11 protein-coding genes are annotated in these 11,643 nt (G+C 32.7%); 9 read left to right on the forward strand and 2 right to left on the reverse strand.

All coding sequences use genetic code 11. The annotated features are described in order from the left end of the window. Positions 1-13: 13 nt before the first annotated feature. The 7 genes from J2746_RS12300 (at position 14) to J2746_RS12330 (ending at position 6,586) form a co-directional block, all read left to right on the forward strand. Positions 14-1,225 (forward strand): DegT/DnrJ/EryC1/StrS family aminotransferase, encoded by a 1,212-nt coding sequence (locus tag J2746_RS12300; RefSeq protein WP_209621440.1) that lies wholly within the window; start codon positions 14-16, stop codon positions 1,223-1,225. A 27-nt stretch (positions 1,226-1,252) separates the two neighbouring features. Next, on the forward strand, positions 1,253-1,714 hold the full coding sequence (locus tag J2746_RS12305) for an acyltransferase (RefSeq protein WP_209621443.1): 462 nt from the start codon (positions 1,253-1,255) through the stop codon (positions 1,712-1,714). Continuing rightward, positions 1,698-2,723 (forward strand): DUF354 domain-containing protein, encoded by a 1,026-nt coding sequence (locus J2746_RS12310; RefSeq protein WP_209621446.1) that lies wholly within the window; start codon positions 1,698-1,700, stop codon positions 2,721-2,723. The genes J2746_RS12305 and J2746_RS12310 overlap by 17 nt, the downstream gene beginning before the upstream one ends. A gap of 11 nt (positions 2,724-2,734) precedes the next feature. After that, positions 2,735-3,613 carry a glycosyltransferase family 2 protein gene (locus J2746_RS12315; protein ID WP_209621449.1) on the forward strand — a complete coding sequence of 293 codons (879 nt, stop codon included), beginning with the start codon at positions 2,735-2,737 and terminating at the stop codon, positions 3,611-3,613. Positions 3,614-3,693: 80 nt separating this feature from the next. Next, on the forward strand, positions 3,694-4,695 hold the full coding sequence (locus J2746_RS12320) for a hypothetical protein (RefSeq protein ID WP_209621452.1): 1,002 nt from the start codon (positions 3,694-3,696) through the stop codon (positions 4,693-4,695). A gap of 26 nt (positions 4,696-4,721) precedes the next feature. Beyond that, entirely contained in the window at positions 4,722-5,435 is a 714-nt protein-coding gene (locus J2746_RS12325; protein WP_209621455.1) for a glycosyltransferase family 4 protein, read from the forward strand. 26 nt (positions 5,436-5,461) lie between these two features. Then, a complete protein-coding gene (locus tag J2746_RS12330; protein ID WP_209621458.1) occupies positions 5,462-6,586 on the forward strand; it encodes a glycosyltransferase family 4 protein in 1,125 nt (374 codons plus the stop codon). A gap of 31 nt (positions 6,587-6,617) precedes the next feature. Here J2746_RS12330 and J2746_RS12335 read toward each other — a convergent pair whose 3' ends face one another. Continuing rightward, positions 6,618-8,036, reverse strand: coding sequence for a flippase (locus J2746_RS12335; RefSeq protein ID WP_209621461.1), 1,419 nt, complete (start codon positions 8,034-8,036; stop codon positions 6,618-6,620). Between the two features lie 312 nt (positions 8,037-8,348). Here J2746_RS12335 and rfbA point away from each other — a divergent pair, with 312 nt between their 5' ends. Both rfbA and rfbB read left to right on the forward strand, forming a co-directional pair. Continuing rightward, complete coding sequence (gene rfbA / locus J2746_RS12340; RefSeq protein WP_209621464.1) at positions 8,349-9,218, forward strand: glucose-1-phosphate thymidylyltransferase RfbA; 870 nt, start codon at positions 8,349-8,351, stop codon at positions 9,216-9,218. After that, positions 9,208-10,251: a dTDP-glucose 4,6-dehydratase gene (gene rfbB / locus J2746_RS12345; RefSeq protein WP_245250150.1), complete on the forward strand. Its 1,044-nt coding sequence runs from the start codon at positions 9,208-9,210 to the stop codon at positions 10,249-10,251. Before rfbA ends, rfbB begins: the two co-directional genes overlap by 11 nt. Before the next feature lie 82 nt (positions 10,252-10,333). On the opposite strand, the gene J2746_RS12350 is transcribed toward rfbB, so the two are convergent. Continuing rightward, positions 10,334-11,479 (reverse strand): sugar-transfer associated ATP-grasp domain-containing protein, encoded by a 1,146-nt coding sequence (locus tag J2746_RS12350; protein ID WP_209621470.1) that lies wholly within the window; start codon positions 11,477-11,479, stop codon positions 10,334-10,336. Between the last annotated feature and the right edge of the window lie 164 nt (positions 11,480-11,643).

An 11,643-nucleotide genomic window follows, 5' to 3' on the forward strand; every position in this document is an offset into this window, starting at 1 on the left:
ACTCTGTGATAATATGAAACCGAATCCTTTCCTGATACCTCGTTTCAATATAGATTATAGTTTAAAGGATATGTTATCTGGTCTCGGTTCTCTATTTTTAGACAAGGACGCAGACTTGGATTTCATAAGATCTGAATTTTCAGTTTCAGATGTCTATTTTTCAAATTATAGCAGAACAGGTATCAGTCTGATTCTTCAGTCACTGAACCTTCCACAAGGTTCTAAAATAGGCGTTCCTTTGTATTCGTGTACGGTTGTTTTTGATGCTATTGTAAATGCAGGCCATGTTCCCAGATTCATTGATATTGATGAAAATTATACTCTGGACCCTGTTGACCTTAAAGAAAAAGTAAATGATATTGCTGCTTTGATCGTTATACACACTTTTGGAAGACCTGCAGATATGGATGCAATTAAAGAGGTAGCATCTGATATTCCAATTATTGAAGATTGTGCACATTCTTTATTTAGTGCATATGAAGGTAAGCTTACAGGTTGTATTGGTGACTATTCATGTTTTAGCCTTCCCAAATTTCTTTCTGCAGGAGGCGGTGGGATGATTTTTGTCAATAATTCCCGCTCCGACGAAATTACACAGCTAATTGATTCTGTTCATTCTCCTTCACTTACAGATGAAATCATTCATTTATTTGTAATGTATGCCAGATCTTTCTTTTACCATAAACCATGGTTTGGAACTTTTGCATTGCCTGTTGGGCTTAGTCTGGAAGGGAAGATTGATCTTATGGATAAAAAAAGCTTTACCATAAAAAAGATTAATAAATCTGATAAATATGTGACTGTTGAGAAGTTAAAAACATTTAAGGACAAAGTCGTTGCACAAAGAAATAATTCTGTGTATCTGCTCAATGAACTGGCAGATACATCCTTGAGTCTTCCCTTTGAGAAAAAAAATACATTTTGCAATTATTATCTTTTCCCTGTTCTGGTTCCTGAAGGAATTGAAAGGGACAGTATATGTGAATATCTGAGAAATAATGGTGTGGATACGTCCACATTATTCAGTCAGACTCCTTATATTGCAAGGATGAAATATGGTTATGAAGGTGATTGTCCTTTTACAGAACACGTAGCAGAAAGAATCTTAACCTTGCCAAATCATTACAATCTTTCAAAAGCAGAACTATCAAAAACAATCTTCAAAGTAAAGTCATACTTCCTTTCAGATCAAATAAGGGAATCTAATGAACAACAGAGTAAATAAATTTTAAAGATGCTGTGAGGTCATATCATGGGACTTAAGGCTATTGTAAAAAAAGGAGCTAAATTCCTTGCATCATTCTTTCCGTCAAATGGAGTCAGAATCATGCTTTACAGACTTGCTTCATATGATATTGGTAAGGATGTCTATATTGGTGACAGCATAATTATCATTGATCGCCTGTCCGACAGAAAAAATGTTATTATCGGTGACAGGGCTTCTATTTCATCAGGAGTTACACTTGTGACTTCCTCATCTCCTAACAGCTCAAGAATAGCTCCATTTGTAAAGACGATATATGGGAAGATAGTTATTGGCAATGATGCTTGGCTGGGTACCGGATCAATTATCCTTCCGGACCTTTCTGTTGGTGAAGGTGCTATTGTTGGGGCAGGTGCAGTTGTGACCAGAAATGTAGATCCATTTACTATAGTTGCAGGTGTTCCTGCTAAAAAGATAGGTGAGGTGAATATCCATGAAAGTTTTGCTTGATGTGAGTCATCCTAAAGATATCAATGTATTCACTAATGTGATGAATTTATTAAAGGAAAGAGGACATGAAGTGAAACTGGTTGCAAGGGCAAAGGAGAACACTATAAAAATAATTAATGAATCTGGATTTACAGCAGAATACGGTCCTCATTATTCTGGTATGATCTATAAAATCCTTGGTATACCTTTCATTGATTACTGGCTTTTTAAAATAGCCAAAACATTTAAACCTGATATCTTTGTCAGCTTTGGTTCACCATATTCTGCTCATGTAAGCCGTATATTCCAAAAACCACACATCGCATTTATTGATACTGAAATAGCAAATTTTGCTATTAATCTGATGTTACCTTTCACAGATACGGTATACACGTCGGATTCGTTTACTCTTGACCTTGGAAAAAAACAAAAAAAATTCAATTCCTATTTAGAACTTGCATATTTGGGACCTTCTTATTTTTCTCCAGATAACTCAGTCCTAGAGAAATATGCATTAAAAGAAAAAAACTATATTTTGATTCGTCTTTCTGCTCTTTCCTCTCATCATGATATGAATGCGCGAGGCTTTTCATTCAATTCGGAGGATGAATTGAAACTTTATGTTGAAGAGATTGCTAAATATGGCAATGTGATCATCTTCTCCGAAAAGGATGAATGGGAAATAGTATCTAAACACAGCTTGGTCATAGATTCAGGTGATTTCCATCACATTCTTTTCCACTCTAAAATGTGCATAGGAGAAGGCGCAACAATGGTGTCAGAAGCCGCTATGCTAGGTGTTCCTTCTATATATGTATCAAATACAAGAAGAGGTTATCTGGATGATCTTGAAAATAAATATGATCTATGTTACACTTTTTCAAATAAGGATGAAGCACTCAATAAAGCTGTATCGATCATGAGTGATGAAGATCATCAAATAGAGTGGCAAGAAAAAAGACAACATATGCTTTCGGAAAAAACGGATCTTGTTAGGTATATCGTCAATGAAATAGAAAGCAATTGGTAGTTGGTTTTCCTATGGTAACAAACAATTATTTTATTGTGACTCCATGCAAAAATGAAATAGCAAATCTTCCAAATTTGATAGATTCTGTTGTAAATCAGAGTGTAACACCATCATTATGGGTAATATATAATGACGGAAGTACCGATGGTTCGAGTGAACTGCTAACAGAACTTGAAAATAAATATGATTGGATAAACATTATTAATGGTGAAGTAACAAGACGAGATCTAAGCTTTCATTACGCAAGGATAGTCGATGAAACTCTTAAAACAGCAATTGATAAATGCACAACTAAAGGTATCGATTGCCAATATGCTTCTCTGATAGATGCCGATATGGTCTTAGAAAAGACCTTTTTCGAAAAATTGCTTTCCTATTTCGAACAAGATCCTGAGCTGGGGGTTGCAAGTGGCAGTGTTGTTTATGATTTTAACGATTTGTCAACACTCGAAAAAGGAAGAAACGATCTTCCAATAGGCGGATTAAGGATGTGGAGAGTCGAGTGTTTGGTACAATCAAACTTTTTCCCGATAAGTTATTCTGCCGATGCTGTTTCAAATGTACTGGCAACTCTTAAAGGCTGGAATACTCGAAAATTTGATGATGTCCTGGGTCTGCAGACGCGTAGAACAAGTAGTGCTGAAGGTATGTGGAAAGGTTATATGATTAAAGGTGAATCTGATTATTTTAGAGATTATCATCTATTATATGTTATTTTGAAGTTCATGAAATATTGCTTATCTTATCCTTTTTACATCGGTTTATCTTATAGCTATGGTTATTTTAAAAGTGTTCTTGAGCGAAGAAATAAGATTGATTTGCCGGAAGTAAGAAGATATTATAGAAATAAACATAAAGAAATCATTAGTTATTATTTAAAAAATGATTAGTTTTAAATTAGACATATATATGATAGATGAGAATTTAGGTAGATAAGATTAAATTATAAAAACTCGATAAAGGTTGTACTATGCTGGAAGCTATAAAGCAAGCAAATACTTATAATAAAACAAAAAGTATGAAATATCTCCTTTTCTTCCTATTAATAGTTCTGAACTTTGTTATCAGGCTTCCCAGTATTCCTCATGAAAAAGGATATGACTCTTTTTTCATACATGCTCTGGCAAATTCAATATCAACATTTGGAAGTGCTGATTGGTGGATCCATTGGCTCTCAGTATTTGGTTTTTATGCATATTCTTATGCAAGCGCTGTTCCTTTTGTTTTGTCCGGCATGCATCAATTGACGGGTATAGAAATGGAAATCGTAATTCTTATGTATTGCATTTTATTAGGGCTCATTTCAATATTTACAGCTTATGTTTTGGCAGGTAGATTGTATCCCAATTTCACTTTTAAATATGGAGTAGCTTTGTTCTTTTCCATTGCCCCTGGTGTGATGCTTTTCTCAACATGGGAAGTTAGCACACGAGGTCTCTTCATACTCCTCTTGCCACTGTTCATTTATCTACTTTTATCTGAAATTAACATGTTGAAAAAAATATTTTTACTTGTCATATTGGCTATCTTCCAGTTTGCTGTTCACCATTATGGGTTTATACTAATTCCCATTATTTTCATTTACATAGGCATCAAACTACTTGAAAAAACAAACCATCTCGAAACGCTAAATCCATATTCTCACTATTTGATTGTCTCTTTACTTATTGCTTTTATAGGTTTACCTTTTTTGACCAGATCATTGGTTGATTTCGGTTCACGATATGATTGGTTGATAACTTCTGCAATAACTATTGTCAGGCAGGTTGGACCGTTAGTAATCCTCGCTGCAGGAAGCTTTATTTATCTTTTATTGAAAAAAGAAAAATCTCGTAATGATTTATTTATTCTTTTAATGCTGACATTCTTTATCCCTACTATATATTCTCATACTTATGGGGCTTTTATGCTGTTGCTTTTCATTGTTCTCTTTATTGGTATTGCTTTTAAAAATAAAACAATCGAACAATAAGTTATTCTTACATACCGACTTATGCGTTGTTACCAGCACTCTTAAAAAGTTCTGATCAATTAATTGTTCATTCATATTTATTCGAAAATTTAGTTTCTGAAAGATATGGTGTAAAAAATGCAATAGTAATCCCTAATGCAGTTGAAGACTACTGGCATACAGTGGAATATGAACCTGTACCTAAAAAAGAGGGTTTTTTGGAAATTTTTTATCATGGAAGATTATCTGCAGAAAAGGGGTTAGATTTATTGGTAAAAGGCTTCTACAAATTTCTTTCAAATATGAATAAGTACGAATCAATCCTATATATCGCCGGAGAGGGTCCACAAAAAAAATATCTTGAAAGACTAATAGATGATTTGAACTTGAATCATAATGTGATTTTGTTAGGAAATTTAAACAAAGATACAATAAAAGGCTATCTCAAAAAAGTGAATGTTGCTATCTATCCTTCATTATGGGATAATTTCCCTCTATCCTACATCGAAGCATTTGCCTGTGCGAATTGTCCTGTCTATTTCTCTAAAAAAGCAGGTATATATGACTTTGTTGTGATGGATAATAATCGACTGTATTCTTTTGAACCTAATGTTGATATTATATGTGATATAATAAAAGACGTATCAAATGGAAATTATGATAAAAGTGTTATCAAAGATCAAAAGATATTTGCAAATAAATATAATTGGGATGATGTAGTGGATAATTATATAGAAGCCTATTCGCAATTATTTCCTTAAATTGTTAACTATAATAAAGTGATATTATGTATTCTATGGATAATAAAAGATGCGTTCTTTCTATATGTGATATTTCACCTTCAAGGATGGGTTCATTTGAAGAATTCCTGATTTACATAACAAAGAAATTAAAAGATTCTGGCTTTGTCCATGTAATTGTTTTTCGGGAAGGTCCTATCCTTCCTGTGAAACAAGCTCTTATTAATAACGGTGCCATCATTGAGGTTATCAAACCTTCCAGGTCAAACTTAGTTAACTTCTATACTTTTTACTCTTTGATAAAAAGAAGATCTCCCAGTATTGTACATTTTCACTTCTATCCGGCTTATTCTATTTTGAATTATCTCAAGTTCTTTTTTGATATTCATATAATACATACTGATCATATGGGTGGCAGAAAAGCGAAAAGCCCAATTAAAAAAATATTGCGCAGAATCTATTATTATACAAATTTTGTATTTTTTGATGTAGGTCTTGATAAAATAGTTTGTGTGTCTGATTTTGTAAAATCAAAATATTTTAAAGAATATGGTATAAAAAGCGATAAACTACATGTTATTTATAATGGGATAAACGCCGATAAATTTTATAAAAAGGACGATATTGACCCAATCAAAAAGAGGTATGATCTGAAAGATGAATATATTATTTCCTGTGTAGGTATGAGGAGGGATAAAGGTCCACATTATCTATTAAAAGCAGCTCCTTTAATTCTGAAAGAGATAAATAATGTAAAATTTATTTTAGCAGGTGAAGGAGAATGTCAAACACAATTAGATTCTATGACGGAAGAATTGAAGATAACTGACAAAGTAATATTTGCAGGAAAAGTTCCAGATCTCTCTGATATTTATAGTATTTCCTCGGTTGTTGTAATTCCTTCTACATTTGAAGAGGCCTTTTGTTTCGTCGCAGCTGAAGCAATGGCTGCGGAAGCTCCGGTTGTTGCATTTGACTCAGGTGCAATTAAGGATGTATTATATGATCCAAATTATATTGTTTCTGTTGATCACAAATTACTTGCAGCAAAAGTGATTGAGTGTATTAAAAATGGAGCAGACACAGAATCTGCACGAAAGCATGTTATGAATAATTTTTCATTAGAATCTAATGTATCTAAACACTTAGATGTTTATAAGAGTTTATTGTAGTTGCATTTTGATAGAGAAATGAACTTGCAAATCATCTTCCTTTCAAATTTTTTATTAATTTAATATCTTCTCTGTCAAAGCCCTTCAACATCAATACAATTAATACATAAACAATTGTGCCTGTAATTATTTGTATAATCAAATGCATGTTTACGTTGATAACTACTACTCCCATTCCAATTGACGCAAAAATATATTTGAATATATCCATTTTCAAAGCTTGTATCATGAGATCTCGGTGGATAAAATAAAATCCAAACAAGTATAAACATACTACTGATATCAGTGTTGCAATTCCGGCTCCAACATAACTGTATTGTGGAATCAGTATCAAATTTAATATTATATTGATAATAGCACATGCTGAAACAGATATGTTATTCAATTGTTGCTTATTGGCAGCAACCAGAAGAGCAGTTTGGATAGAGATCAGTGAATTAAATATTATCGTAAACGTTAATATTTTAAATACCATGACAGAGTTTACAAACTCTTCTTTATAGATCATGTATATTATTTCATTACCAAGTATAACTCCACCAATACTTATTGGCAATATAAGCATCAGGATGTACTTGACTCCCAGATTGTACATATAAGCTAATTTTTCTTTATTGATGTCGATTTGTCTTGCCATTACAGGCATCAAAGTAGCTGCTAAAGCCCCTGGAATAAACAATACGGATTCTGTTAACTTATAAGCTGCAGCATAATATCCAACGGCAAAGTCTCCTTGCATAATTGACAACATGAGAATGTCAAACCGGTTATACAGGATCAATAGTCCATATCCAATAACAAAGGGTAATGATTTACGGAACAAATCTTGGAAAGTAACTCTGTCTATCTGCAATCGATATTTGACTATTTTTTTTGAATAAAGGAAGGAGATAATGGTTCTTGTGAATTCTGAAAAGAGATATGCAAGGAGTATTTCTTTTAGTCCCAGGTTAATTCTAATTATCCAATACAGGGCAATGACGAAAATGATTTTTGGAACGATTATTGATAATGCTGCATATTCCATTTTCATTTTTGCCTGAAATAATGATTCAAATAAGTAACTTAATCCCTGTATCATCAGAATTGCAGATAATAACTGAATATAAAATATAGTGTCTGCAGGATATTTCAGTGCACGTATTGTAATTATTGCAAGGAGCATTGCTATCAATGAAGTAAGAATCCGGATTATTGAGGCATTACTCATTATTCGATTTGCTTCATCAGGTTTCTTTGATATGTCTCTGATTACAACCGAATCAAGCCCAAACCCTGCTATGAATCCAAATAGCAAAAGATATGTTATTATGAAATTGTACTTTCCAAAATCCTCAACACCCAGATACCTTGCGAGATAAATCGCTATTATAAAAGCTATTATTTTAGCAGCAATGTTACTAAAAGCAACAAAAAAAGTATTTTTAGCGACACTTTTTGCGGTACTCATAAAACAATAATCCTTATTATTAATAATATATAATATCTTGTCTCATCAAATCATATATATTCTTAAAATGTCTATATCTCTAAAATGGAATTCATGGTGGGTTTAAGGTTCAGTATCATACAAAATTTTAATTTAATGCGTGTATCTAAATGGACTTAAATTTACGGCTTCTCTTAGCATCTATAATACAATGCTAATGAATATAAAGACTATATCCATCAAAATATTAATATGCAAACAAAGATATATAATTATTGAAAAACTCGTCCTTTAATAAATAATTCAAAAGGAGATATTTAGTAGGAAGGTAAAATGAAAGGCATTATCTTAGCAGGGGGGAATGGTACAAGACTCTACCCGGTTACAATTCCAATATGTAAACAACTCCTACCAATTTATGATAAACCTATGATATATTATCCAATATCGGTGTTAATGCTTGCAGGTATCAGGGAGATACTTATTATTTCCACGCCCGATGACCTCCCCTCTTTTGAGAAAATGTTTGGTGACGGGTCTAAATGGGGACTTTCTCTTTCATATAAAGTACAGCCATCTCCGGATGGCCTAGCTCAGGCATTTATTCTTGGAGAGGAGTTTATTGGGGATGATAGTGTTTGTCTTGTACTTGGCGATAATATTTTCTATGGTCCGAGATTTTCTCCGCTGTTAAAACAGGCAGCAAATATTGAAAAAGGGGCTATTGTTTTCGGATATCAGGTAAAAGATCCTGAAAGATTTGGTGTGGTAGCTTTCGATAAGGATAAAAATGTTATCAGTATAGAAGAGAAACCTAAAAAACCAAAATCACACTATGCAGTAACCGGACTATATTTTTATGATAATGATGTTATTGAGATTGCAAAAAGCATCAAACCATCTGACAGAGGCGAACTGGAAATTACTTCTGTTAATGAGGAATACCTTAAAAGAGGAAAATTGAAAGTTGAGCTGCTTGGCCGGGGGTTTGCCTGGCTTGATACAGGTACTCATGATAGTCTCATAGCTGCAAGTCATTTTGTACAAACAATTGAACAAAGACAGGGATACAAGATTGCCTGTCTGGAGGAAATTGCTTATAATAACGGGTGGATCACTGCTGAAAAGGTCCGTGAAATAGCAAGCTTACTCAAAAAGAATGATTACGGTACATATCTGGAAGGATTACTTGATGAAAACTAATATATTGGTAACAGGTGGCGCAGGTTTCATTGGAAGTAACTTTATTCCATTTTTTCTGGAAAGATATCCCACGTACAATGTAATAAATCTCGACTTGCTGACCTATGCAGGCAATATTCATAACCTGAGGGGAATCCAGAAAAATCCACGATTTAAGTTCATCAGAGGAGATATTTGCAATCGCGAATTGGTAGAGTTCATTTTCAATGAATACTCTATCAATGGTGTCATTCATTTTGCAGCAGAATCTCATGTAGATAATTCAATCAAAAAACCGGATGTCTTCATTAAAACAAACATTAATGGAACTCATACACTTGTGGATGTAGCATATCAGTTCTGGATGGAAAAGCCGTTTGTCTACAATCACAAATACAAAAATTCTGTTTCACCTGATAAGGGAACAATTTTTCCGCGTTTCCATCACATCTCAACAGACGAGGTATATGGAACATTAGGCCCAAAAGGACTCTTTACCGAAAGCACACCCTATGCACCAAATTCACCTTACAGTGCAAGCAAAGCAAGCAGTGACATGATAGTTCGAAGCTATCATCATACTTATGGTTTGAATACCATAATCACCAATTGTTCGAACAATTACGGCCCTAAACAACATGATGAAAAACTAATTCCTACTATAATAAGAAATGCTATTAAAGGCAATATAATACCTATCTACGGTGATGGAAAAAATATACGTGATTGGCTTTATGTACTTGACCATTGCAAAGCAATAGATCTTGCTTATCATAATGGAAAAGCAGGTGAAACCTACAATATTGGTGGCAAAAATGAAAAAGATAACAATTATGTTGCCATCAAGATATGCCAGATATTGGATGAACTGAAACCAAAACAAAAAGGAAGCTACAGGGACCAGATCAAATACGTTGAGGACAGGGCAGGTCATGATCGCAGATATGCCATTGACGCAGGAAAGATAGAAAATGACCTTGGATGGAAGGCAGAGGAGAACTTTGAAAGCGGAATCTTGAAGGCTGTAGAATGGTATTTAGAACACTACAAATAGCTAACTGCTTGCAATTATTATTTTTATTTAATAACACCTTTGCATTGAAATAAAAAAGATAAGTTAATATATGTGCAAAATATTACCCGGGATTAATTTTGTCTGATTTTAATGATTTTAGTATATGTCTAAATTTTTCCTCTTTTTCTTGAAACTTTTTGATGAAGTATTCTTTGCCATATTCATCTGCAAAAAGAGGGTAATAATATGAGATTACAGTAGATGAAGTTAATGAATTTATTTCTATAATTTTGAATCCTTTATTTGTGATTATTATATCAAAACCCAAATATGTTAATTGTGGAGTATAGGATGATATTTCTTCTATTTTCGACTTTAGATCGTCCCATTTTGGTATTATTATTTCCAAATTTTCGTTTGTATCAGGGTGGACTTTTATATTTTTTAAATCATCGTTAATTATAATGTTTGGATTATAAATTTTTCCATTTTTCAAATCAATGCCTGCAATAATTCCCCCTGCTACTGGAGTTTCTAAAATTCCACTTTTCTGAGTACCAAATCTAATAAAACTTCCAATTATTTTTGGTTTTTTGTTCTCATCCCTTATTACTTGAATTCTTAAAGTGTTTGGAGTTATATCGTATATTTTATTAATTACATCGTGTGCTTTTATGTATTCTGTAATCAAGTATCCTTTTAAGCTAGAAAATAATGTTTCAATATCTTTCATCTCGCAGACTTTGGAATTTATATAATACGTGCCATTTGCATAAGATAGTTTATAAAAACCTTCCCCCAAAGATCCTGATATTATTTTAAGAGCCAGATTACCTTCTTTTTTGAGAAGCTCTAAAATTCCATTTGTAGTAGAATCAATATCTAAAGGACAGTCCATCAATCTCAAAATTTCGTTATCTTCTAGTTGAAAATAATATTTTGGTAGATACTCATCAAATGGACTGAAAATATATTTCATTGTTAATTTATCATCAATCCATGCGCTGTATTTGCCATTAATTGGATGTAACTTGTAATAATCAAAATCAGGAATGTGATTTCTATAATTCAACTCATTTATTTGATATGTGTTTGTTCTTGAAGATAAAAATCCTCTTTTATATGCCCATATTTTTTTTTGCAAACTTACATTTTTATTTTGGATTAGATCTTCTATAACCATTTTAGGAATCTTGGATGCAAAATAAGGAGAATACCCCTTCGTGATCATTATTTTCTTCAATAAGTATTTTATTATTTTCTTCATAAAAACCTCTTTTATTCCACAATATAATCTATGTTTTAATTAGCAATCTTTATATATATATCTGTTTATTTATACAGTGATGGAGTAAAATCAACTTATTATATCTTTTTAGTAGACTTTGTTGAATTCAAAAAATACAACATATATATTCTTTGAGTTCAAAA

The sequence above is a fragment of the Methanolobus bombayensis genome (assembly GCF_017873415.1).
Lineage (GTDB): Archaea > Halobacteriota > Methanosarcinia > Methanosarcinales > Methanosarcinaceae > Methanolobus > Methanolobus bombayensis.